This window comes from Paenibacillus sp. JT22N15, assembly GCF_059383755.1.
Genome location: NZ_JBXENV010000002.1, coordinates 414,393 through 438,406 on the forward strand (window position 1 = coordinate 414,393; position 24,014 = coordinate 438,406).

Here is a 24,014-nt window from a genome sequence, read left to right on the forward strand (position 1 = left end):
CCCAAGTATAGAGGCTACCGGCCTTATTTGTGTGCTGCAGCACTTACTAGAACATCGATTGGTCAATCCCATGCCAATAGGTTCACATTATATGCCATTATTGTAGCTGCTGGCTGATTATTGAAAACAGAATCCCTGGCTCTTAATAACGGCGTAAAGCTCGGGACGCAAACGGTTCTGACGAAGCCTCGCCTCCATCTCGCCTGACCAACTGGCCTGCTTGCCTTCACCAGTTCGACTGGAATAATACTGCCCCAGTGTCTCATCATACGCATGAATATCGCCGGCAAATCCAGAGTCGCTATAGCGCTCGTCATGATAGACTGACTGTACAGGAAGGCGCGGGCGCTTCGTTGGCATCTGGTCCGAGATGCCAATGCACATGCCGAATACCGGGTAGACAAGCCGCGGCAAGTGAAGCAAATCGACAACCTGCTGCATATCGTTGCGAATACCTCCGATGAAAACAGTGCCAAGCCCTAGCGCTTCTGCCGCTACGGCTGCATTTTGCGCAGCCAAAGCGGCATCCACTGTCGCGACAAGAAATGTCTCGACGTTCTGATGCAGTTCAAGCTCGAAATCGGATGTATGCATTCGCACAGCAACTTGTGCGCGATGTAGGTCAGCGCACCAGACCAGAAACAGTGGGCATTCCTCAACATGCCGCTGCCCTCCGGCCAGTTTCGCCAGATCGCGCTTCTTGCTGGTATCGCGAACGCCTATAACACTATAGGCTTGTATATTTGAAGAAGTTGAAGCAGCCTGAGCACTAGCCATAATCTGCCCTAACTGCTCCTCCGAGATTGTATCCGGCTTGAATTTGCGAATGGAACGATGGGATTGCAAGTGCTTGACTATGTCATTCATTGTGACTCCTCCTTCACCAGGATCGTAACGCTAGACACCAGGCTCTTCAAGCGCTCTTCGGGCGAGCTCCCTCAGCACAAGGTCATCGAGCGGCGGGTTGTGCACACCTGCCCGGATGTCCCTGTATATTCGTTCCAGTGGATTGGAGCGGAACATGCTGGAGCCGCCAACCACCCGCATGGCACGATCAGCAATCTGCAGGGCGCGATTCGTCGCCATATACTTGGCAAGCCCAAGATCGGCCTTCAACTGTGCGCGTTGCTCCGGTTCCTGATCCCACCTTCTCGCCATCGTGTACAACATCGTTCGTACGGTGATCAAATCCGCCTCTATTAAGCCAATCTGCTGCTGGATGAGCGGCAGCTCTCCAATCGCAGTGCCCAGACTGTCAGGCTTATACGTGCGAGCGAATGTTACTGTATAATCCCTTGCGGCAGAGGCTAGCCCTGTGTAACAAGCAGCTATGAACAATAGATAGCCCAACCCGTCATTCGGACGCTGGCGACTCTGCCCGTCAGGGGTTAGCGAAATGAGCGATGACTCGGGGACGAACACCCGATCCAGCAGCAGGTCATGGCTGCCTGTCGAACGCATGCCAAGCGTATCCCACGTCTCCTCCATGCCCACTCCCTCCGAGCGGTCCACGTAGAAATCCCCTGTAGCCCCCTCGCCTTCCAGACTGGCACTGACACTAAAATGATTAATAATCGGGAGAAGCGTGCTGTACGTTTTCCTGCCGCTAAGCAGCCATCCCCCTTCTGTGCGCGAGGCGACTGTTCTTGGCTTCATTCCACGGCTAGGACTGCCGACCCCGGACTCGCTAGCGTATCCGTTGTACAGCTCGCCAGCCGTCACTGCCCTTCTGCACAAGCGTTCAAACAGATGCGCCGGCCAGTGGCGTGTCGTACGAAAATGAAGAATGGAGCCCAAATGCCAGCCGAGAGCGATTGCCGTAGAGCCATCGCCCTTGGCGATTCGCTCCAAGAACAGCACCAGCTCATAGAGCGATAATTCATCACCGCCGAATTCACGAGGGACAGTCAGCTTCATGCAGCCCTCTTGCCTCAATTCCTCGAAGTTCTCGATTGGGAAGGAGCCTTCCCGGTCATGCTTGGACGCCCGCTCGGCGAATCGTACAGCGAGGCGGTCAGCCAAGGCCACCAGCTTCGCTTCCCTCTCCTTTTGAACAAAATCCTCTACCTCAATCCTCTGATACATTTCCAATTACCTGCTGCGGTAGTCTTGCAGACTAACGTCTATTTGTTCAATATGGCCCTGCAGGTGAGCGATTTGGCCAGCAATCAACCCTTCCAGCGTTATCAAACCATTCTCAGGATGTTCTCCGGTACGAGTCCATGCTTCTTCATTTAATCGCTCCAGCAGTTCGCTGTTGGCCGCCCTCAGCAACTGGAAGCGCTGCAGTGCAGCCTCAAGGTCAAGCGCCTCATAATCAAGCGTATTGGTCCAATTATCCTGTTCAAAGACTTGCAGAGGAGGAGAGTTCTCCGAGAGAATGTTGCGTACGCGGAAGGATACTGCCAGCTCCGCATCCGCCAAATGAATCGCGATTTGCTTAATCGACCATTTCTCCGGCAATCGATGGTGAAGCAGTTCCCCTTCGTTCAGGCCCCGTACCGCCTCTGCCAGCGCTTCTCCTCCCGAACGATAATTGGCAATTAATTGTTGCAGTTGTGTTTTTATAGCCATAACAATAGCCCTCCTTGAAGTTGTCTTCTTGTAATTAACTTTCTATATAGGCATGCGCCGTGTTATAAGCGCTTGTCCAGCCTGCTGACGAGATAGTTTCCCGTAAACTGGAATAGCTGTACGCACACCACAATAACGATGATTGTGAAGGCCATCGTATACGTCTCATAACGTTGGTAGCCGTAACGCAAGGCAAAGTCCCCTAGCCCTCCTCCTCCAACAAGACCCGCCACAGACGAGTAGTTAAGGAAGCTAACCAAAATAATGATAATGGAGTTGGCGATACCTGCCCTCGCTTCGACATACAGCACGCTCCAGATGATCCGCGGCCAGCTTGCGCCCATCGACTCGGCCGCTTCGATGAGCCCGCGATTGACGTCCAGCAAGCTTTGTTCAACGAATCTGGCAAAATAAGGCGTGGAGGCAATAACGAGCGGTACAATGACAGCCGTAGTCCCAAGCGCCGTACCGACAATTAATCGCGTTAAAGGAATAATGGCCACCAGCAGCACGATAAACGGGAAGGAACGAATTATGTTGACGATCCCGTTCAGAATGACGTAAGTTCTAGGCGCTTTAATCCTTGAGCCAGGACGAATAAAATAGAGGATTGTGCCCAGCGGCACTCCTATTGCGACCGTAATTGGAATCGAAATTAAAAGCATGTACCATGACTCGCCAAATGCAACCCAAAAGTCAGGCATTGCCTTTGAAATCTCTTTAATGGCCTCATCCATGCAAGCTTACCCCCACTTCGTCCGCATAAAAATTATCCCGTTTAAACAGAAAGCTGGCAATTTTGGACTTTGGCAGATAGTTCTGATCATTCATGGAAAAATTCTCTACTATGATGCCTTGCTCCATAACGGCTACCTTATTGCATATCGCCCTGACCACATCCATCTCATGCGTCACAAGTACAATCGTAATGCCAAGCTGGCGATTAATTTGCGCAAGGTACTTTAGAATATCTCCCGTTGTCTGCGGATCCACAGAAGAGGTAGGCTCATCGCATAGCAATACCCCAGGGCGATTAGCAATTGAACGGGCGATTGCCACACGCTGCTTCTGCCCTCCGCTCAGCTTGGATGGATAGGTATTGATTTTGTCGGCTATATCCAGGATTCCTAAGCACTCCTCGACGCGCCTCCTGCGCTCTGCCTTAGGCATGCCGGCAACCTTCAGCGGAAAGGCGACATTATCAAATACGGTAAGGTTGTTCAACAAGTGAAAATGTTGAAAGATCATGCCGATTCCCTGCCGTTCCTGCCGCAATTGCCCCTTGCTAAGCTCTGCGAGCGGCTTGCCATCGACGATGACCGTGCCGCTATCCGGACGCTCAAGCAAGTTAATCGTGCGCAGGAGGGTTGATTTGCCCGCCCCGCTAAAACCTATGATTCCGTATATATCCCCTTTCTCAATATTCAGAGATACATCCTTCACTGCAGCAAGAGACCCGGAAGGCGTGTCAAAGCTCTTATTAATATTGCGAAGTGTAATCATCTGCCGCTATCCTCCAATCTATACATGTATGGCTAGCGCAGCTTCTACTTAATGGGGACCATCGAGTAACGATTCGGAGGAACAGTCAGCCCCAAATGCCCCCGCAGCGTTCCTGCGCTGTACTCCGAGCGAAATAGTCCACGATTCTGCAATAGGGGGACTACCAGATCAACGAACTCATGGATGCCTTCAGGGACTATCGGCCCTGAACTGACAATGAAGCCATCCGCCGCCTCTTCTTCGTACCATTGCTGAATCGTATTTGCTACATGCTCAGCCGTCCCGGCAAAAGGATTGCGTCCTGACCGTGCAGCAAGACGCAGAGCCAGCTCGCGAAGTGTCAGATTCTCCGCGCGAATCAGCTTCTCAATACGCAGCACCTCAGACTGAAACCCATCCGTAATTAACGCATCCAGATGGGGCAGCAGCGGTGCATCAAGCGGAATGCGGCTGAGCGCCGTATCCTTGAAGTACTTTCCAAGGTCCTTCAGTGCCTCCTCAATATTAGCTAAGCCGTCGATTTCCGCATGCTTGCGTTGCAAGTCTGCTTCATTGTCCGCTACGATGGCGCTTATGCCCGGGAGGACAAGCACCTCTTCCGGGTTGCGCCCGAATCGCGCAACCCTCTCCTTAATGTCCTGATAGAAGCGCTTGGCATCTTCAATTCCATGCTGATGTGTGAAGACGATTTCCGCATGCTTAGCCGCGAAATCCTTGCCTGCCTCCGATGAACCCGCCTGAACGATGACCGGTCTGCCTTGCGGGGTACGCTCCAGGCTCAGAGGACCGCGAACCGAAAAGTATTTGCCCTTGTAGTTTAGAGTGTGCAGCTTGCTTGGATCATAATATCTGCCGCTATCCTTATCTCTAACGAAGGCCCCTTCCTCCCATGAGTCCCACAGACCCTTGACCACATCAAGGAATTCATCAGCAAGCTGATAGCGTTGATCATGCTCCATATGACTGTCACGGCTAAAGTTGGCTGCCGTCCCCGGAAGCGCGGAGGTGACGACATTCCAGCCAGCCCTCCCCTTGCTAATGTGGTCCAATGAGCCAAACATCCGGGCAGTATGATATGGTTCATGGTAAGTTGTCGACAGCGTGCCGACAAGCCCGATGTGCGAGGTCGCACCAGCGATTACCGAGAGCAATGTGAGCGGCTCCAGCCGGTTAATAAGCTGCGGCGCGGAGAGATCATTCACAAACAGGGTATCTCCGACAAAGACAAAGTCCAACTTCCCCTGCTCCGCCTTCTGTGCAGAGGAAACAAAGTAGTCAATGTTACTGGAAGCATCAGACCAGTAGCTAGGATGCCGCCACAGCCCGGAGTGGTTGCCTCCGACGCTTAATGAGCAAGCTAGAGCCAAACGTCTAGTGCGATTCATGCTCAATCCCTCCCTCTCTACCAGGCATAGTAGATGCTTCCTTCATCATATCTGGTCTTATAAAACTCCTTAACGGCATCAGAGTAGTAAGCTTGCTTCAAAGCCTCAATCTTGGGCGTGCCGACAAGCTCGGGCCGAGTAGCGGCAATAATATAGAAATCCTTAACCTCATCCGTTTCAAGTCCCAGCGCATCCTCCAGCTTAAGTCCGCCACTGACGCGCTGGCTTTGGTAGAGGAAGCCCGCTTCCACATCATCGAGAGCGCGCAATAGCACCCCGGTATCCAGCGTTTTAAATTTGAACTTGTGATTGTTTTCTATAATATCCGAAGGGGTAATTTTCGTTACATCGACGCCTTCCTTAATCTTGATCAGACCGGCATCCTGCATAATAAGGAGCGGGCGACCTCCGTTGGCCTGGTCGCCAGGAATGCTGATCGTCGCTCCGTCCGGCAGTTCGTCGAATGAAGCGTATTTTTTGGAATAAATGCCGTTTGGCGCAAACGTCGTTAGAAAAGCCGGAACAAGATTGCCATTATTAGCTTCATTAAACGAATTAAGCGCAGCCGTATGGTTTCCTATTGCAACATCGTAGAAGCCTTCAAGCACTTCCTTGTTTGCAATAATACTGTCGGTCGGCACCTCGAATTCTAGCTTAAAGCCGAGCTTCTCCACTTCCTTGGCCAAAATCGGCGCCACCTCGTCATTGTGATTAGGCGTATTGGCCAGCAGTTTAATGATACGATCCTCTGGGTTGGTCTCCTCCGTTGCAGCCACGCTTGCAGGAGCATCCGTCTGGACAGGAGGCGAGGCTGAACTTCCATTGTTTGGCGCTTTTGTTCCGCATGCTGCCAGGGCAAGGATGACGATAGTAAGAAAAATAGCGGCAAAGACTGGTTTTTTCAACATAGTTCTCCCCTTAAAAGATGATGGTTTGTGTGAGTAAGGTTAAGGTGCGAACCTCTCCTTCGAGGAGTACGTCCAAAATTAATACCAAGTTATCCGCTGCGAATATTTATAGTATATCAGATTTTTTTCATTATAATAGTCTATGTTATGTAATATCTATCATTAAATATTTTAATGATTGCGATAAACCATACCGCCTATTGCGATCAGTACGCCGAGCATAGCCAGTCCCCAGAACAGCCATACGAAAGCAGCCCCTGCCGAACCGGCAAACATTGCTGCCATCAAGCTGCCGCACACAGCGGCACTCCCCGCTCCTCCTATGAACTGGAAAAGTTGCTGCAGGCCAACCGCCCCGCCCAGGCGAGCCGTGGAGACGAGCTTGGGCAGCTCGGATGCTACGCCAGCATTCAATGCCGTACAGCAGACGATGGTCAACAAATAAGCCGCGCCCGCTACCCATGCATAGCGGGTACTGAGCAGGGCCAGCAGGGCATCCCCCAAGACGATCCCCCATGGAGCAAGCATCATCACCCTGCGCTCGCCATAGCGTATGAGCGCCAAGCTTATAGAACGGGCAAGAATGACCGAGAGTAACGCTCCCGGAAATATCATTAGCCCGGTCTGGAGCGGCGACAGACCATGGATATCCGCCAGCATTTGCGGCAGCAGAAAAAGCAGAGTGAAATTATTCATATGGGCAGCCATGCCAATGCCATTCAATAGCATTAAGGGACGGTCTGCCAGAAGCGAAGGATCGATGAAGGGATGGGCACTGCCCTTGATATGGCGGCCTAACCATGCCACAGCCAATATGAATGCCAACGTTGCAGCAAGCGAGCCATGCGAGATAGCCAGCATTAACATTGAACTGCAGCAGGCAACAAGCCATGCGCCGCCCCAGTCGAATTGTCCGGGACGACCCGCTTCGCTTGGGAGACTTCGGTATAAGGGCACGATGAGTAGAAGCACAACTGCCGTCACGATAAAGAGACTCCGCCATCCGCCGATCTGGGCCAGGATGCCGCCAGCGAGCGGACCAAGACCGAAAGCCAGCGAAGTCGCGGAGACAATTAACGCTACTGCCTGCCCTCGCCGGGCTGCCGGGACATGCCGGCCGATTAGCACAAGCGCAAGTCCTTTGACGCCTCCGGCGCCGATAGCCTGAATTAGCCTGCCTGCCAGTAATAAACCGGCATTCGTGCTGCCATAACCAATTATCGAGCCAATGCCGAAGCATAACAGGCAAGCAACAAGCAGCGCTCGCAGCGAGCGGAAATCGGCCAGCCTGCTATATGTAATGGAAGCAATTGCGTACATGATGGAATACCCGCTGACAATCCAGGATAAGGATGATCCCCCCATGTTAAAGGCTTTCGAAATTTCCGGCAGCGCCACATTAAACATAGTGGTGTTCATAATAGCCAGCAGCACGGCCAGCGCAAGAAGCGGGACGGCGGCCTTTTCACGAAAAAGAGCTGTAGTTGCAACTGAATCACGCATAATGAAATCCCTCTCTAGTTCGCTATAGTTCGCTATGGATTGCTCTTCCCGAGCGTTCATGTCATACTATAACGTAAATAGATTCATATGTAATCTCTATGGTTTGCAATATTATTCATTGCCAATTTTAATGATTGAGGCGGAGCTTATGGACATTCAATATTTCATTACTTTTCGCGAGGTCGCGCGCTGCCAGAATCTGACGAAAGCTGCCGCGCGGCTCGGTTACGCGCAACCGACTGTCAGTGTACAGGTACAGCGGCTTGAGCATCATTTTGGCATAAAGCTATTTGAACGCAGCAGCAGAAAGCTGAAACTGACAGCAAGCGGCATGCAAATGCTTGTCTACGCCGATCAGATCGTGGAAGGCTATAACCAAGCGCAGGAACACTTTAGTTCAGGGGCTAATATTAGTCTGGCAATCGGCACGACCGAAACTCTTGCCGCCTTCTTTTTGCCCCCTTATTTCCAGGCGTTTCGCAGCCGCTATCCCCAAGCGAACGTCGTCTTCTTCCCTACATCCGATCATGAAGTTATTCGCAAGATCAAGAACAATGAGTTGGATATCGGCATTTTACTTGATATGCCTGTAATAGACCCGGAGCTTAAGTCTATCACCGTGCGCAATGAGGAGCTTATCTTCATCTGCTCCAAGGATCACCCGCTGCATGGCAGAAATAACATAGGCATTCATGAGCTTGAGAACAGCTCTTTCATTTTGACGGAAAAGGGATGCTGCTACCGCAGCGCCTTGGAGAGGTCGATGGACAACAATGGGGTATCCTACAAGGTCGTCTCTGAGATGGGCAGCCTGGAGGGAATCAAGCAATGCGTGCAATATGGGATGGGCATTGCCATGATTCCGAAAATCGCGGCGGCAGACATGCTTCGTAAGGAGCAGTTGGCAGGATTCACGATACACGAGGACGCACTGTCCTCCTTCTACACGCAAATCATCCTTCACAAAAACAAGCATTTGGCTTCGCCTATACGTTATTTGGTTGATCTGCTGACCGCTAAGCCGCCCCAAGCCTCTGTCCAATCGTTACTCCAAGCGGAGCCAACGGAACTGGGCAAGCAACCACCGTCTGCTATTAGCACATAATCTTTTTGGGTCGGAAGCAAGCCATTTGAACAACGCCCCTTACCTTAAGCAAACTCTTCCGGCTTGCAACTTCCCCGTACCCGTAGCCCTAAACTAAAGAGAAAAAAAGCGCTAAGTCGTCTGTGAAGAACGACTTAGCGCTTTTTTCGGGTTTGTTATTATCGCATCAAGCTCCTCGTGCTTAACGAGCCAAACTTAATAAGTCCGAATGAAGGTCAAGCCTTTCGGCTAATCTGGAAGCAAAGCCTCCATCACTTGCTCAATGCCTACGAGGAAAGCAACACCATTATGATGGAAGGGCGCTTTCAAAAAAGAAAGGGACTTAAAACAGCAGTTGAGCCGATACTGGCTCCATCCCAACATCATGACTGAGGAAACCTTTCGATCAGAGGTTTGCCAAGTTTACAACTTGTATCAAAGCAGCCCCTGCCTTGTGCGAAGATCGCATCCACGTGCATTAGATGATCGGCATTCAAGTCAAACGCTGTCGCACAAGCACGAAGCCTTGTCGTACAAGGGGGAGAGCAGCGACATGCGAGAGTCTGTACGATGTATAAGAGAGCATACAAACAAGCGACCGGTCCAAAGATTCATGAAAGCGTGTTTAGAGAGCGAGCGTTGACTTTTTGTTGACTTTAAGAAAAAAACACACATCGCCGTGAGCATTCAGCCCACATTACGATGTATTCAAATCTTAAATACTATTTTACGCTTTTCGGAGTTTGCTCGTCTCCGGTAGCGATTGGGTTAGATGAGTCCGCACTCCAATCGCTCCAGCTAAAGATTCTTCCTCGGGCATCCATGCTGCCTTCACTATGTTGAAGATATGGCTTCGTATACCTCAAAATCATAAATTCTTGCCGCAGCGTTTTGGGTTTGGGTAGGCGTCGTAACGACCAACTTAATATATCGAGCTGGTACTACAGTAATTTTGTCTACGGTAATGCCGCTCGTATTATTAGTTACGTTCACTACTGTAGTCCAATTTGTACCATCAGTACTGACCAGAATCTGTACAGTGAACTATAGCAGAGAACATAAGAGCATACGCTCAGTTTCGGCCTCTATGAAAATATTTTCAACGGTTACATGTTGATTCCATGTTAACTCAAAACATAAAGAATATATCGCCTAAGGCACGAAGTCCACATGGTGATGTATTATACTTTTACATACTATTTTATGCTTCTCAGTTCTTATTGTTCCCCCGGAGCCACCAGATTCCCGCTATCCGAGCTCCAAACACTCCAGCTATGGGATTCATTTCTTCTCCGGATCTCTGCCAACTTTTTTGTGAGTGCATTCTCCATATTCAGATACTCATTGCGCGCTTCAAAATCCCTTGATCTGAAGCTTTAAGCGGTCCTGTTCATTGAGCTCCTCTAGCGGCTTCTTTCGGCCCCGGAGGTCCTGTACAGCCTCTGCGCCACTTGCTTAATATTTACGAATCCATGCACATACCTGGTAAGAGACACTGTATTTATCTATTTATTTCTTTTAATTAAAAAAATTCCCATAACGATAGAAGTAGGGGTTTTGTTTTTCTTCTGTCTACTATGATGGGAGCATATCACAAAGAGAACGGCCCAGATTTATTTCTAGTAATATGCATTTCTATTTTGAGAGGTATGCCCTCTCCTCATACAGCCTCGTCTTAGGACAACCGATGAATCGACCATACCGCATCCATATTGAGATTAATGGTAAGACCGTTAGCTTCATAATATAATCCAACTTGATCGCCTGCTTGCAACTGAACATCACCAGATAGTGTCACCGTTGCGCTCTCAAGTAGGGCTCTCATAGTTAAGACTAAAGGCATATTAACATTTAAAATAGGCAAGTTACCTTTTATTAAATCAGAGTTGGCATTTTTCTTTACGGTGAAAATTGGGTTGACACCGCTGCCTAGGCTTACGCTGAGTGAAGCAGTTGTATTATAGTTAACAGTTGCATTTATGGCATACTTGCCGGTCTCCGGCGCCGTAAATATCCCAGTAGCAGCATTAAACGTAGGACTCGAATAATGTGGGGAAGCCACACTCCAACTTATAAATTGCATACTACTATTTGCAGTGGTTGCACCAGCAGCCGAAAACCCTTCAGATGTATAAGAAGTCCCTGCTGGTCCAGTTGCACCAGCAGAACCCGTCTCGCCTATCGGACCCGCTGGGCCTACTGGACCTGCTGCACCTGGATCGCCTTTATCTCCCTTATCACCTTTGGCACCTGCCGCTCCTGTTGCACCCGTTGCTCCCGGATCGCCTTTGTCTCCCTTATCACCCTTGGCGCCTGCTGCCCCAGTTGCTCCCGTTGACCCCGTTTCGCCTTTGTCACCTTTATCGCCTTGGTCGCCTTTAGCTCCAGGCAGAGCAGGCTCCATTGCTTCATCCATTGTAATATGTAATGTTTGAAGCGTCTGATCCCACACCACCTTGCCTCCGTATAACTCCACTAGGAAACGAGCTGGAACCATCAAGCTGCCATTCACTATTTGTGCCGACTGCTCTAATGCTACCTCCGTAGTCTCCGTACCGATAGTAACGATTGCCGATGCGCGTTCAAGAACGAATAACACGGTAAACTTGTCATCAGACAGCGTCAATGTCTTGGTTTGATTGTCCCAGCGATACTTAGATTCAAACATATCCGCAGCATTTTTAACGGAAATAAGAACCTTCCCATCCTTTACGACAGGAGGAACCTTCTGTTCTATTGAACTTCCATTCACGATCAACGATATTCCAGCTGCCTGCACATATTGCACAGAGATCATCATTAAAGCTAATAATGCGATTCCTACAGTACTTAACCATTTCTTTTTCAGCAAGTTAATTTCCCCTCTCAAATATACAAGCTATAATTAATCTTAATAAATTGTACCATATTCTTATCTTTTTCCCCGTTATTTCCGTAAACCGATAGCATTATCAAGTTACATTGAAATTTATGAAACTTTATTGCATATTATCATTTGCTAGAATTGCTCCGTAATTGGGTTGATCGCAAAAAGAGAGTGAACATTGCCATCAGGATCGGCAGCTATTGACTGTCCCTATTCAGCTTATTGATCATGCTGTTGCCGCTCATTAATATCAGGAGTTGCATAACCGTTCCACAGTGCAACTTTTTCTTTCGAGTTTAATTTCCTTTTTACATTCCCACCTACTTGTCAAATTCTTTTTCTCATTTTTCACACAAAAAAAAGAACGGGCTATCTTTTCGATAACCTGCTCTTGTTCTTGATAGTGAACGTCCTAGATGCCTAATATGTTCTTCTAATTCTTGTGGAATCTTCAATGTAATCAGAAGGTTATCATTTAAAGCGTCTTAATCAGCTCTTCCAACTCATCAACCAATACTTTTGCAAGTTCAAAATCAGTATCTTTTAAAGCCAACTCTATTTTCATTTCAACTAATCTTTTATTTTGTTCCGATTCAAGATAGTCCCTATCGAAATGACTAGCATAAATCATCTGTCTAAATTTTTTAATCGTCATTTTCCTAATCGTCTTATTCTCAATGATTAAAACATAATCCATACCATTTACAACAGAATAAAAATCATGAGAAATCATCAGAATCGCACCTTTATAGCCTTCAATAGCTTTCTCCAGTGCTATTTGGGAATAGATGTCTAAGTGACTTGTCGGTTCATCAAGAAGCAATACGTTTGCTTTACTGGCAGCAGCTTTAGCCAATTGAAGCATATTTTTTTCTCCACCAGATAGAGATTTTATCTTTTGATTAACGATTTCTCCTTCAAAACCATAGTTTGCAATATACGTTCTAACTTCATCATAACTCTTAAATCCAGCGTCGATGAATTCTTCTAGTATTGTATTAGATACCTTTAGCACTTCGCCTTGATTTTGAGATAAATAAGCCTCTTTAACATCAGCATTTATTTCAATTGATTCATGATTATTTTTAAAGATATCTCGGAGTAAAGTCGTTTTCCCGGTACCGTTCGAACCAATAATGGCTACTTTATCCGTAGATTTTATCTCGAAGTTAACATTGTCTAAAAGCAATTCATCAAAGGCAACACAATAATTTTTTACATTTACAACAATGGCGTCTTCAATTTCATTATCGATACCAAAGCTAATATTCGGTTGCTTAATATCAACAAATGGCGCTTTAATTCTACGTGCTTCCAATCTTTCTTGAAACTTGACTCTAGCTTTTAATGCTTTGCCTCTAGAAGCTTCTGAATTATAAGTTGCGATAGCTCTAAGATTATCAATGATTTGCTCGTTTCTCTCTATTTCTTCATCCTCAGCAACTTTGAGCTCTTGCAACTCAACTTTAGTCTGAAGTAATGAGAAGGTATAATCCATATATCGCCCATCAAACTCTTGGATTTCTGTATTTTCAAGGTGTATAACTTTGTTGAAGCAATGATTCAAAAGATATCGGTTGTGCGTAACAACTAGCAGCATTCCCTTGTGAGAATTAATAAGATTCTTAAGCGCATTTAGGTTTTCAAAGTCTAGAAATACATCTGGTTCGTCCATAATCATTAAGTCTGGACTACTAAGCATTTCCTTCATCACTTGAATGAGCTTGAATTCCCCACCGCTCAGGTCAGATACGCTAAGATTTTTAAGCTTCATAAGGTTGGCTAGATTAAGTTTTTTATTAAGGTTGCTTTCAAAATCCTCCCCGCCAATTAAATCCAATGCGTCTAAAGCTAATTGATATTTTTCTAATAAGGAATCAATATCCGATGATGTTTCCATCTCCGTACAAATAGCTGTTATTTCATTTTGTATCTTAATAAATTCTTCCCCTATATATTCATAAACGGTTGTTTCTTTCGTTGTGTCGATTTGTGGAAATTGACTTACGTGTCCAATCTTGCAAGTCGGGTCTATTACTAACTTGCCTTCGAACAAGTATCTTTCTGGATCCATTAAAATATCTATTAATGTACTTTTACCATTCCCGCTTGTTCCTATAAAAGCGCAATGTTGTGCCTCCTCAAGCGTAAATGATATGTTTTTATATAGTTCTTTTTGCGGAAATGAGAAGGATAAGTTATCAACTTTTATCATAGTATTTCCTTTCTCTATAACTAAAATAGTGACTATTACTAGGTGTATGGCAAGCTATAGATCTTTAGTTTACCGTTGTTAGAGTAACACTGTTCACAACCAACTTCAATCGGTTTATATCCTATCCCTTGGTGGTCCAAGTGGCATATTACTTTGAAAGTATACTAACACGCTTAGGAGAATAAAAAGAATTGGTAAAAATCACGCTATACTGACAGCCCGATTTATCCGATAAAGTAAGAAGAGCGGCATGGGGCATCCAATCCACTCATTCTGCATCAATACCACCTAAAGGAGATGTCTGCGCATGCAATACCAGTTTTGCCAACAGGTCACGATTGTGGATATGAACGATGAAATTATTTCGGAAGTGTTGTTCGATCATGGGAAGTTCGAAACGGCTGCCTTGTCGATCGGGTCCTCCGTTCTGATTCAACAAGTAGGATTGAAGGAATTCAATGTCGTTTACGATAAAAGGGATGGTAAAATCGCTCGTTATAAAATCACGGATATCGAAATCGATCTCATCGCGCGACCGCCGCTCACGCGAGTTTACCTCGAGCCGGTGAAGCTTATCGTCGGCCAGCATGATATCGGAATGATGCTTTAAACGAATTAGCAAATTTGGGCCGCTGCAGCCCTTCAAACCGCGTCCGGCGCGGTTTTCCATCTCTTATTATTAGAGCAAGCAAGTCCGATCAACATGCTTACATGAGAAGGACCGCGTGCCGTCTAGACTGCACGCGGTCTCTTTGTTGATTTCAAGCATAAAAATACATCGCCCCAGGCACTCGGCCCACATAGCGATGTATTCAAAATCCGCATACTATAGTCGCCTGTGGCGACAGAGTTCCGCGGGTCGCTACTCCAATCACTCTAGCTCCCCGCATAAAGCTTCACATTCTTAAACCCGGCTTCCTGCACTGTTGATTATCATTCGTGTGATGCAACAATACAATACCTAATTGTATTTAACTATGACCAAGTTATACCCAGTATCGTATAACCCCTCATTAAGCCTATTAAAAAAGCGAATACCAAAAACGTAACAAGCAGGATGTACCTCTGTCAATAGAGTAGACACAAGAAACCGAGAGAGTTAAGCAGCCATTCGGTACCTGCGTTCGCATTCATTAGGTGTGAGATACCCGATGGTCGAATGAATACGTTTGGCATTGTAGAAGCAGAGAATGTATTCAATGATGCGTCTGCATGCTTGTTCGAGTGTCTTGAACCGCTCCAAATAAATGAGTTCCTTTTTAAGAACGCTATGGAACGCCTCGATGCAAGCATTGTCATAGCAGTTGCCTTTGCGACTCATACTAGCCTTCATTTTGTTTATTTTTAGACGGGCTTGGTAGTCATGAGAAGTATACTGACTGCCTCGATCGGAGTGATGCAACACCTCACCAGATGGACGCTGCTGATTACACAAACCAAGTTTGGCTGTCCAGTAAATCCGTACTATTTTGAATCCCGCTGGCGTGATATGCTTCAAAAATCTAGACTACCTAGAATCCGATACCACGATCTTCGCCATACGCACGCGAGCCTTCTGCTCCAGCAGAACGTACACCCTAAGCTAGTTAGTGAGCGATTGAGCCATTCAAGTGTGGGCATCACTTTGGATAGGTACAGCCATACATATGGAGTGGACTATAAGGCTGCAAATGAGTTAAGCAAAATACTGACTGGCAGGTAAAATAACTAAGAAACTACAGTACGTATTGAATTAAGGTGGAAAGGAGGATCTAGTCGGCTGATTAGTTACGAAATCAGAGGCTCTTGTAAAACTCTTATATAATAAAATTAGCGATCAGGAATATTATCCACAATAAACCACTTATTATTATTCCTACCTTCTCTTTTTTTGTTTTATATTTCTTATATATAAGTGTATATAAAATAAACAAAGGCCATATACTAACCAAAATAATCATTAATATTTCCGAAGTAATATCCATTCACCTCCAACTTATTTAAGTATTTTTCCATTTCATAACACTTGATTTACCTGATTCCAATATGTGTAGTTTAACATGAAAATTGCACATAAGTAAAAATGATTAGCTAATCAGTTTTACTTATGTGCTTGAAATTACCGTTTTCTATTCATTAGATGCTTTGTAGAATTGCATAAGCGCTACCCATCGAACTATTTGCATCGCTACCCGCAGACCAAATAGCAGTAGCGAATCCAGCAACACCTATTGCTCCTCCAATAGCACCAACGACACTAGCTGCTGTCAAAACTGTTAACCCTAATGCGGCCATAAGTAAGGGAGCATTTATATTAATGGTATTTCTAGCTGCGACAACATCGCCAGCATAATGCTTGAAATTTATTACTGCTAATTTATTCGGACCATCTGTAAGTACTGACTTGGTGACTGCATCATCTTTTGCTCCACCAGTATCTAAAAACATTGCGCCGTCGATTGATAGCCTATTTTTAATTCCAGAAGCAGTTGTCATAGTTGTAGTATATGGAGTAGGGAGAAGTATATGAGTATAACGATCCTCCCAAGTAATGTAAGAGTAGCGTCCTCCGCTCCCGAGAACTGTATATGAAAATCTTTGATTCATTGGTGTGTTCTCATAGCTTGAATCACTGTAAATCACCTCATTTAGATCGTACTTTTCACCATTTATTTCTGCCTCATTCTCATTAATTACTTCGATTGTTGTTACATCTGAATTTTCTGTAACACTACCATCATTAAAGTTATTAATTTCTTTAGTATTTAATAGGATCTTATTATCAATAATAGTTCTAGTTATAGTTCTATATGTTGTTCCAATAATTTCTCCATCTTTAAAAATCTCCTTCTGTTGTTCCAGTAGCACTAATTCTTGACTTTTCGCTGCAAAAGTCTGCATGGGAGACAGCGCAAATATCAAAGATAACGTTAAAATAAATGCAATTGCTCTTCTCATATTTTATTCCTCATCTCTTCATTTTTTGCATTCAGTTCCACAAATAAATCAACATCCCCTCATCGTGGATAAATTAGAATGTTAGCTCAATTTTCCCATACTTATCCATAAATTTCAACAAAGTATATTTGTATTTCCGAAAGACCGCATGCGGGACACAAAATGGAGTTTTAGCTTATTCAAGCTCACACGGTTGTTGATTTCTTGTTGATTGGTTTTGAAAATGTGAGGGCTATTGAATCGCTTCTGAGTTTATAATTTAGTTACAATGCATGAAACAACGCCTGTATCGTGAATAAGGGGCCCATACAGCATTTTCCTACGAGGAGGTTGGCAGACCGGCCTTCTTTGTGTGCGTACAACGGCAAAAATGCTCATGTCTGGTGGCCTGTACGATACATGAAGAAACACACAAACAAGCGCTCGGTTCTGGGCTTTCTGAAAGTATTTACAAGAAGCGAGCGTTGACTCCATGTTGACTTCGAGCGTAAAAAAATACATCGCCCCGAGCATTCAGCCCACGTGACGATGTACTTCCAGACACATACTATAAATGCTTCTCGGCCCTTACTCCTCCCCCGTAGCCACCGGATTCCCGCTATCAGAACTCCAATCACTCCAACTCCCCGCATAAAGCTTCACATTCTTAAACCCTGCCTCCTGCAGCGCAAAAAAGTTAGGCGTAGCGGTCACACCTGATCCGCAGTACACGATAATTTCATCGTCCTTCGACAGCGCGGCAAAGCGTTCCGCCTGCTCCTCCGGCGACTTCCACATGCCATCCACATGGCGGCTTTCCACCCAAAAATGATTAATCGCCCCCGGAATATGCCCGGCCGCCGGGTCCATCGGCTCGACTTCCCCCCGATAGCGAGGCGCTTCACGCGAATCAATAATGACGATCCCGTCCTTGCCAATGCTCTCCTTCACATAAGAGCGGCTTACCAGTATCTCGTCCCGCAAAGCTGGTTCAAAAATAACCCCTGCCACCGCCTCCGGCTCTTCTGAGCTAACGGGATAATCTGCTGCCTGCCAAGCGGTGAATCCGCCCTCCAGCACATACACTTGCCCCTCATGCCCCATCCACTCAAGCAGCCAGCGCAGGCGTGAGGCCATAGCCCCACCTTGGTTATCGTAAGCCACTACTGTCGTATGATTGCCAATTCCAATCCGTCCCAAAAAAGCGGCCAATACTTCCGTCTCTGGCAGAGGATGGCGTCCACCTTCTCCGTTCGGGCGCTTCGGTCCCGACAAATCATGGCTTAGATCGGCATAATAGGCTCCCGGAATATGGGCCTCTTCATACGATTCTCGGCCTGTTTCAGGCTCAGTCAGCAAATAACGCGTATCGACAATTACTGTATTTTCAGCACCCAAACGCTCAAGCACCCAATCCGCCTTTTTAAAATAAGTCATCCCGCTCAGCTCCTCCAACATATTTTCTGGCTTAACCCAGCTATATACCGCCATCGTACCCGATAAATCCCTTGAGGAGCAACCATTTGCCCACTATTTCCTTTGCAAAATCACATCTTCCAGCGAGCCCTCTTTGTCTATTACCCTGGCAGCCTTGCCTTTAAGATATTTATCGAAAAAATCGACCAGCAGCGCATTCATCACGCTCTCCATCCGCTCCGGATCAATGGTACCCAGCAGTGCAATCTCGACCTCTACATCGCCAATTTTGCTTTTCGAAATCAGATTCTCCGCCATAATCTCGCTGTAATCGGTAAAATTGCTGTGAGTGCTGTTTAAAATCGTTGCTAAATAAGCTTCGCTGGCCGCATTTTGAAAAGGAAAGCTGAGATAATGTCCGGCTAGCGGGCTGTCATTTTGCAGCAAAAGCACGGGCTTATTCATCGGCCTATGCCACATTGAGCTATAGCAAAAACCATCCAAATTGGCAATGGCTTTGACCCGCTCAGATACGAACGCCATATTTAAAGCCGCGCTTCCTCCGAAGGACATGCCGAAGGCACCAATCTTTTCAGCATCAATATGGCTGTAAAACGCAGCATTCTCCTGCTCGGCATCCGCCAAAAAATGCTCAAGAGCAGTAAGGCTATCCGTCACCCACAGTTCATTGCGATTGATCATATTGGGCTGGCTATCAATGATTCGCTCATAGTAGTCATGATGCTCCTCGAAGCTCGCTTCTTTCCCTTTTCCGCCAAGCCATGCTGCGTATGTCCGGAATATCTCCACGCCTTTTGTCGCGTCCGCGACCACAGCCTCCGGCAGCCCGCTCACATCAAACTTCGAAATGCTGCCATCAGGCAGCTCATAAGACCCATCCCCCAAATGCCCGATGCTGAGCACGATATAACCGTGGGACGCAAGCTCCTCGAACTGAACGGTGTTAGCTTCACAAGAAAGGCAGTAGCCATGGCTAAAAAGCAGCAGCGGATGCTTGCCGTCAGCAACGGGCGCATTCATATAGGAATTCGTTTCAATGCCGCTCGTGCCGGGCAGAATCTCTTCGCTTATATATTTTTTCAAGCGCCCTTCCTGAGTCTCTCCTGCTGGATAAAAGCATAGACAAGGAATCAATCGTTTTTCATCCTGTTGTTCATCCCGTTCATACTCATAATATAAGCTAGAGCAGCCTACGTCATAAGCCCCGCTAGGTTTTCTGAGCTTGTGTTTCTCTTTGATTTTCATCGTTTTCCCCTTCCGGTATGAGAAATGGCGGAGCTGCAAGCTTTGGACTGCAACGACAGGTAGAAAGCGACCACTCACACTATCTATTCAGTCGTTCCTCATCCCTCAAACCCACGCATCATTCGCGTATCCGCGTTGTTCCCAATAACCGACATGCTCCCCTTCGATCAGCTCAATGCGGTTCAGCCATTTGACCGACTTGTAGGCGTACATTTTCGGCACAATGAGCTTAACCGGGCCTCCGAGATCGCTTGGAATCGGCTTGCCGTCGTGCATGACCGCGACCATCACATCGTCCATATCCGCCTGCTCCAGCGTCAGCGTATCGGTGTACACGCCGTCGCCGGAATAAAACTTCACCGTCCGCGCTTTCGTCTGAACGCCTGCGGCTTTTAGCAACTCCTTAAGCGGAATGCCTTCCCACGTATTGTTGTAAACGGACCAGCCCGTCACACAATGAAAATCGCTCACCTGCACCGTCCGTTTCAAAGCGACAAATTGCTCCCAATTCCACTGCAAGCGCTGGTCAACCAAGCCATCAATTATAAAAGACCAATTGCTATTGTCGAATTTCGGAATCGGCGTTACCGTATATACGCGAAAATTCCCCTTTGCCCCGCCGCCCGTTGGCGGCAGAGATGCAGGAAGCGGCTGCGGCGCAGGCAGCAGCTGATTGTCATCCTCCGCAACGATTTCATCCAGCGACTTCGTTCCGCCAAAGCCTGTCCCAAGCGCCCCGCCAAGCCACTTGAGAAAAGAAGGCCCTATCGCAATCGCGATCCCCGCGCCCAGCGTCCATTTTATTACCTGTCGCCGTGAATATACCGCCTGCGGCCCTGCCGCTGGGTGAATCTCTTCCTCATGAACCGGCTTTATCGTACGACGATGAGGCTGCTTGAGCCATTTTGTCCGCGTAATGGAATGGTAGATAATATAAGGCAGACCGATCCAGGTGAGCAAATCATGCACGAGCAGCGCTGCGTTCGATATTCCGGGCCCTACTAGTCTAAACTGCCACAGCAATACACCAGACAAAAACCATCCCGCGAGCAGCGCCAGCACGACGATTACATTAAATTTTTGCCACGGCTTTTCCTTTATTTGCTTCCAGTGCTTAGCGGCAAGAAATAAGTAATAAACGACGGGCAGAAGCGAAGCGATGCCAACGACGATATGGAGTCCTTTTAGCCATACGCGGCCTTCGCCCAGAAATCCGCGCCAAAAACCGCCCAGCAGCATCAGTCCCGTCAATGCCAAAATGACAACGATCCAGCCATTCCATGCGTGGAGCGAAACCAGCTTTTTCCCATAGCCCTTGCGCAAACGCTCAATGAATGAACTCATTTGAAAACGTCCCCTTCCCAAGCTCCATATGTATAACTAAAATGTGCGGCTTTTCATTCTCGTTCTCATTCTCATTTTCGTTCGTCCCAGCCTTCTTAATTCTATTATAACGCCTGACGCACAACATTACGAAACGATGGGTCAAGCATAGCAATCTGCGCTAAACAGCTAGCAACGAAGCGCTTACAAAAATATCAACCGCTGTTTTTAGCATGAGCCTGCTCTTAAATAAAATAAATTCGGTCTTGCTATAAGGCGCAATTTAAGATACATTATTAATTAATTGATCAGTTATTTAATTAATTAAAACTTCGTTTAAAGAGAGGGGAATCCATTTGGCTAGACCCGTCAATGAAGAAAAAAGACTGGAGCGGCGCAAACGCATCCTAAAAGAAGCGGTTATCCTGTTTGCAGAAGGCGGCTATTCTAATACCACAACGGCCATCATTGCGGAGAGGGTGGGCGTGACTCCTGGAACCATTTTTCAATATTTCGCTAGCAAAGAAGCTTTATATTACGCCGCCGTCCTTGAGCCGCTTGCTGATATTCAGCTGAAGTCGCTTGCTTGTCTCCAACAAGAGGGGACACCGGGCGCATTGATTAAGAACATGGTGAAAGAACAATTCAACGATATCTATTCCTATACCAATGAATTGCGGCTTGCCCAATCTGTTTTAGGACAACGAACCAGATTTCCTGAACTTACACAGAAGGTTCTTGAAAGCATAAAGGTCATGACCGATGCGATCGAATCCGTCTATGCCAAGGGTCAGCTAATGGGAGAGTTCGACAAAAGCTTTTCTCCAGCAATGATCTCTCGCAGCTACATCTCTTTTTTAAATGGAGTGGGCTTAACTCTTGGAGAAAATATTATCCATCATCCCGAGTGGGAAAATCTGAAGGGGCATGCCTATTATTTGTTCGCCCCCATACAACCTAGAGAATAACTGGAGGAGTCAGAATGAGCCAACTATCCTTACAACCGGACCAGACAATTAATGTGCGTGTGAAAAAACGGAAGAAAATTTTATGGAGCCTAGGAATTGCGCTTTTGCTTGTGGCGGCTCTTGTATTTTTTATCTCTTATAAAGTAGTAGACACTTTGCTGCACCATCCTAGAGACACTAATGTCAGCTACGAATTGAATATCGAGAAAACTCCCTTCGAAGAGGTCGAGTTCCCAAGCTTGAAAAATGATAATACGATTAGAGGCTCCTTTTTTCCTGCAAATAATCTTTCTGGTGAAGCAAGCAATAAGACCATTATTGTCGTCCATGGCTATACGAGCAATCGTTTAGTTAAAGGGCGGACCCCAAAGCTAGTAGAGCATTTCGTTCCGAAGGGCTACAATGTATTGGCATTTGACCTCAGCTCGCAAGGAAATTCCAATGGTGATTTGATTACACTGGGCCTCAATGAAAAATACGATCTGCTAGGAGCTGTAAGCTATTTAAAATCCAGAGACCATACGGGTGATAGCATTGGCGTTATCGGCTTTTCAATGGGTGCTGCTACTTCCTTGCTAGCCGCAAGTGAAAGTGATGACATTAAAGCCGTCATTGCCGATAGCCCTTTTCGTAATGCTGGTCTATTTTTGAGAGAAGGTTTGCCTTTCTTTTCAGGCTTGCCTGCGTTTCCATTCAGTTATACATCTACATGGATGGCAAATTGGGCCTTTAACGTTGATCTAAATTCCATATCTCCGATGGATGCGGTAAAAAAGATGCAAAACAAGCCCGTTATGCTCATTCATGGTACAGGAGATCAGCAAATTAGTTATAAAAATACGGAAGTGATTTTCGAGTCCATAAAAGATAATCCAAGTGCAGAAGTATGGTACCCGCAAAATACGGAGCACATCGATGCTATTAACCATTACCCTACTGAATATTTTCAAAGAGTAGATCTCTTTATGGATGAGTATTTAGGGAAATAAAATACCCTTCCTTATATAGAAGCAAGGTACAGACTCCTCAAGAAATGGAGAAGAGCTGTACCTTGCTTTTGGTAAATGGGCTTTTAATGGTCTCTGGGCATTCTATGAAAAGACGACATGCAGCTTTTATGCAAGCAAAAGAGTTCCTAATTCAGCACCTTTATTGCTCACAAAGAGCGCGAACGGGACGCATATTGCAAAATAGCGGCGGCTGCCCGTTCCCGGCGCTCTACATCTTCACTCTGCATCGCCAGTCTTAAAATGTCCACCGCTTCCCTTATTGTCGCATGATCTATGGCAAAAGTCTGCTCACTCTGTCCGCCGCTTTCCCCAGCACCGCTCAACCAGAGCTCCATCTGCCAATCGGTTACGGGATGCTCGTACATAGCGGGAAATTGCCCTTCGGCTATAAATGACTTTAGCTCTGGGGCGGCCATGGCTTGCGGCAAGCTTTTGAGCCAGGTCACACCTCTTCGATGGCAGCTGCCGTCCTCCCTATTATCCGCGTCCAACACATAATAATAGTCGCCCAAATCGCCAAAATGCACCTTGTCCCCATCCACTAGAAGCACATAATCGCCATCAGCCATCACTTCCACGAACAAACGAAGCTCCACGATACGGCTAACAAGCGCCGCACCCTCCAGAGCATCGGCCTCAATCAACCGTGCCTTGCACGCTTCCTCGTCGAATGGCTCCAAATTTCCAAGCCCCGGGCCATACAAGCAAACGAAGTTATCCTCCAAAAACGCCTTGCTCCGGCTTATTCCGCCTACATCCGCTTGCATCACAAACAACTGCAGCCTGCTCACCTCCGCTTCATTCTCTTTGAGCCTATTATATCTTTTTATCCGCTTCAGGAAAAAGCCGCTCAAACTAGGGCGTGCATGAAAACGTAAGTAAATCCTATCTAATAGAAGCCGGCGTCAAACGTATCGCCTCTACTACCATGCCTCTACTGGGAATGTCACACCTCATATTTGTAGATTTACGTACCAAGAGGCAGCATTATCTTCTTCGTTTCAAGGGTTTTATATTGCGGCTTGCACAAATATAAATTTGGCGGACACAGCAGCAGCTATTTTAACAGAAACAGGG

Annotated in this window: 21 protein-coding genes and 1 pseudogene; 5 read left to right on the plus strand and 17 right to left on the minus strand. The window is 46.6% G+C overall.

What is annotated here, in order from left to right; all coding sequences use genetic code 11:
* Positions 1-117 precede the first annotated feature (117 nt).
* From nfsA to AC50X8_RS05495, 8 genes are all read right to left on the minus strand, one after another.
* The gene (gene nfsA / locus AC50X8_RS05460) at positions 118-867 is read right to left on the minus strand and encodes an oxygen-insensitive NADPH nitroreductase (RefSeq protein ID WP_494879005.1); all 750 of its coding nucleotides are present in this window, start codon (positions 865-867) and stop codon (positions 118-120) included.
* Between the two features lie 30 nt (positions 868-897).
* Positions 898-2,085 carry an acyl-CoA dehydrogenase family protein gene (locus tag AC50X8_RS05465; RefSeq protein WP_056031666.1) on the minus strand — a complete coding sequence of 396 codons (1,188 nt, stop codon included), beginning with the start codon at positions 2,083-2,085 and terminating at the stop codon, positions 898-900.
* Between the two features lie 6 nt (positions 2,086-2,091).
* Positions 2,092-2,574: a DinB family protein gene (locus AC50X8_RS05470; protein ID WP_056031669.1), complete on the minus strand. Its 483-nt coding sequence runs from the start codon at positions 2,572-2,574 to the stop codon at positions 2,092-2,094.
* A 62-nt stretch (positions 2,575-2,636) separates the two neighbouring features.
* A complete protein-coding gene (locus AC50X8_RS05475) occupies positions 2,637-3,311 on the minus strand; it encodes a methionine ABC transporter permease (RefSeq protein ID WP_056031672.1) in 675 nt (224 codons plus the stop codon).
* Entirely contained in the window at positions 3,304-4,077 is a 774-nt protein-coding gene (locus tag AC50X8_RS05480; protein WP_056031675.1) for a methionine ABC transporter ATP-binding protein, read from the minus strand. The genes AC50X8_RS05475 and AC50X8_RS05480 overlap by 8 nt, the downstream gene beginning before the upstream one ends.
* A gap of 44 nt (positions 4,078-4,121) precedes the next feature.
* Positions 4,122-5,462: an LLM class flavin-dependent oxidoreductase gene (locus AC50X8_RS05485; protein WP_056031678.1), complete on the minus strand. Its 1,341-nt coding sequence runs from the start codon at positions 5,460-5,462 to the stop codon at positions 4,122-4,124.
* 17 nt (positions 5,463-5,479) lie between these two features.
* Entirely contained in the window at positions 5,480-6,367 is an 888-nt protein-coding gene (locus AC50X8_RS05490) for a MetQ/NlpA family ABC transporter substrate-binding protein (protein WP_494879006.1), read from the minus strand.
* Positions 6,368-6,541: 174 nt separating this feature from the next.
* On the minus strand, positions 6,542-7,873 hold the full coding sequence (locus tag AC50X8_RS05495; RefSeq protein ID WP_494879007.1) for an MFS transporter: 1,332 nt from the start codon (positions 7,871-7,873) through the stop codon (positions 6,542-6,544).
* A gap of 118 nt (positions 7,874-7,991) precedes the next feature.
* Here AC50X8_RS05495 and AC50X8_RS05500 point away from each other — a divergent pair, with 118 nt between their 5' ends.
* Positions 7,992-8,978, plus strand: coding sequence for a LysR family transcriptional regulator (locus tag AC50X8_RS05500; RefSeq protein WP_494879008.1), 987 nt, complete (start codon positions 7,992-7,994; stop codon positions 8,976-8,978).
* Between the two features lie 813 nt (positions 8,979-9,791).
* Here AC50X8_RS05500 and AC50X8_RS05505 read toward each other — a convergent pair.
* The 3 genes from AC50X8_RS05505 to AC50X8_RS05515 all read right to left on the minus strand — a co-directional run bounded on the left by AC50X8_RS05505 (position 9,792) and on the right by AC50X8_RS05515 (position 14,038).
* Entirely contained in the window at positions 9,792-9,989 is a 198-nt protein-coding gene (locus tag AC50X8_RS05505) for a discoidin domain-containing protein (protein ID WP_081418660.1), read from the minus strand.
* Positions 9,990-10,632: 643 nt separating this feature from the next.
* Positions 10,633-11,808 (minus strand): copper amine oxidase N-terminal domain-containing protein, encoded by a 1,176-nt coding sequence (locus tag AC50X8_RS05510; RefSeq protein ID WP_494879009.1) that lies wholly within the window; start codon positions 11,806-11,808, stop codon positions 10,633-10,635.
* 490 nt (positions 11,809-12,298) lie between these two features.
* Positions 12,299-14,038 carry an ABC-F family ATP-binding cassette domain-containing protein gene (locus tag AC50X8_RS05515; protein WP_494879010.1) on the minus strand — a complete coding sequence of 580 codons (1,740 nt, stop codon included), beginning with the start codon at positions 14,036-14,038 and terminating at the stop codon, positions 12,299-12,301.
* 307 nt (positions 14,039-14,345) lie between these two features.
* On the opposite strand from AC50X8_RS05515, the gene AC50X8_RS05520 reads away from it, so the two are divergent.
* Positions 14,346-14,648 carry a hypothetical protein gene (locus tag AC50X8_RS05520; protein WP_056031694.1) on the plus strand — a complete coding sequence of 101 codons (303 nt, stop codon included), beginning with the start codon at positions 14,346-14,348 and terminating at the stop codon, positions 14,646-14,648.
* Between the two features lie 489 nt (positions 14,649-15,137).
* Here the strand turns inward: AC50X8_RS05520 and AC50X8_RS05525 are convergent.
* A pseudogene (locus AC50X8_RS05525) lies at positions 15,138-15,461 on the minus strand (integrase core domain-containing protein); the annotation flags it as partial.
* On the opposite strand from AC50X8_RS05525, the gene AC50X8_RS05530 reads away from it, so the two are divergent.
* Positions 15,435-15,740 (plus strand): tyrosine-type recombinase/integrase, encoded by a 306-nt coding sequence (locus AC50X8_RS05530; protein ID WP_327204909.1) that lies wholly within the window; start codon positions 15,435-15,437, stop codon positions 15,738-15,740. The pseudogene AC50X8_RS05525 and the gene AC50X8_RS05530 sit on opposite strands and share 27 nt — an antisense overlap.
* Positions 15,741-16,153: 413 nt before the next feature.
* Here the strand turns inward: AC50X8_RS05530 and AC50X8_RS05535 are convergent, their stop codons facing one another.
* The 4 genes from AC50X8_RS05535 to AC50X8_RS05550 form a co-directional block, all read right to left on the minus strand.
* Positions 16,154-16,975, minus strand: a complete 822-nt coding sequence (locus AC50X8_RS05535) for a hypothetical protein (protein ID WP_056031699.1) — start codon at positions 16,973-16,975, stop codon at positions 16,154-16,156.
* A gap of 567 nt (positions 16,976-17,542) precedes the next feature.
* A complete protein-coding gene (locus AC50X8_RS05540) occupies positions 17,543-18,391 on the minus strand; it encodes a sulfurtransferase (RefSeq protein ID WP_056032982.1) in 849 nt (282 codons plus the stop codon).
* A gap of 93 nt (positions 18,392-18,484) precedes the next feature.
* Positions 18,485-19,636, minus strand: a complete 1,152-nt coding sequence (locus tag AC50X8_RS05545; RefSeq protein WP_494879011.1) for an alpha/beta hydrolase family protein — start codon at positions 19,634-19,636, stop codon at positions 18,485-18,487.
* Between the two features lie 105 nt (positions 19,637-19,741).
* Positions 19,742-20,980, minus strand: a complete 1,239-nt coding sequence (locus tag AC50X8_RS05550; RefSeq protein WP_494879012.1) for a molybdopterin-dependent oxidoreductase — start codon at positions 20,978-20,980, stop codon at positions 19,742-19,744.
* 335 nt (positions 20,981-21,315) lie between these two features.
* Between AC50X8_RS05550 and AC50X8_RS05555 the strand changes: the two genes are divergently transcribed.
* The gene (locus AC50X8_RS05555; RefSeq protein ID WP_494863874.1) at positions 21,316-21,927 is read left to right on the plus strand and encodes a TetR/AcrR family transcriptional regulator; all 612 of its coding nucleotides are present in this window, start codon (positions 21,316-21,318) and stop codon (positions 21,925-21,927) included.
* A 14-nt stretch (positions 21,928-21,941) separates the two neighbouring features.
* Positions 21,942-22,916, plus strand: coding sequence for an alpha/beta hydrolase (locus AC50X8_RS05560; RefSeq protein WP_494879013.1), 975 nt, complete (start codon positions 21,942-21,944; stop codon positions 22,914-22,916).
* 167 nt (positions 22,917-23,083) lie between these two features.
* On the opposite strand, the gene AC50X8_RS05565 is transcribed toward AC50X8_RS05560, so the two are convergent.
* Positions 23,084-23,728: a hypothetical protein gene (locus AC50X8_RS05565; RefSeq protein ID WP_056031741.1), complete on the minus strand. Its 645-nt coding sequence runs from the start codon at positions 23,726-23,728 to the stop codon at positions 23,084-23,086.
* Positions 23,729-24,014: the final 286 nt, after the last annotated feature.